At 49.0% G+C, this 531-nt stretch carries 2 pseudogenes; one reads left to right on the top strand and one right to left on the bottom strand.

The window, feature by feature from the left end:
* A pseudogene (locus R7Q48_RS30645) lies at positions 1 to 135 on the top strand (DNA topoisomerase); the annotation flags it as partial.
* A gap of 69 nt (positions 136 to 204) precedes the next feature.
* On the opposite strand, the pseudogene R7Q48_RS30640 reads toward R7Q48_RS30645, so the two are convergent.
* Positions 205 to 531, bottom strand: a pseudogene (locus tag R7Q48_RS30640) (5-(carboxyamino)imidazole ribonucleotide synthase); the annotation flags it as partial.

Below are 531 nucleotides of genomic sequence, written 5' to 3'. Positions count from 1 at the left end.
TTTGCAGTGAATCTCCCTCCGGTTAAAGGGAGATGCGAAGAATGTGGTTTTACTTTGTTGGTGGAGAAGAAACTTGCCAGTGGTGTGAAATTGCAATGTGCCAACCGTAAGTGCCAGCACACTCAACAAGGGTAAATACATCAAAGGAATTAAAAAGGGTCGCATCGTGCGACCCTTTGTGGTTTTTGGGGCTAGATTTTAGCGTTATGCTTGTTTCGCAAACTCGTGCACGGCTGGGAATGCCATTGGATCTAAGACATCCGCGAGAGCGCACAATCTACGGTGCAATTCTCCTGGGTAGTCACCGCATACGTTGATGTGACCCATTTTGCGCCCTTCGCGCTTCTCTTTGCCGTACCAATGGATGTGACAACCATCCATGGCGAGCAATGCTTCTGGTAACGTATCTTCACCAAGAATATTCACCATTGAGGTTTCGCGAATCAGTTTGGTGCTGCCTAACGGCAAGCCGCACACGGCGCGCAGATGGTTTTCAAACTGACAAGTTTCCGCACCTTGCTGTGTCCAGTG

Source organism: Vibrio sp. 378 (genome assembly GCF_033339435.1).
Note: the sequence above shows the minus strand (reverse complement) of the source record. Positions and strands in the feature narration are given on the sequence as shown.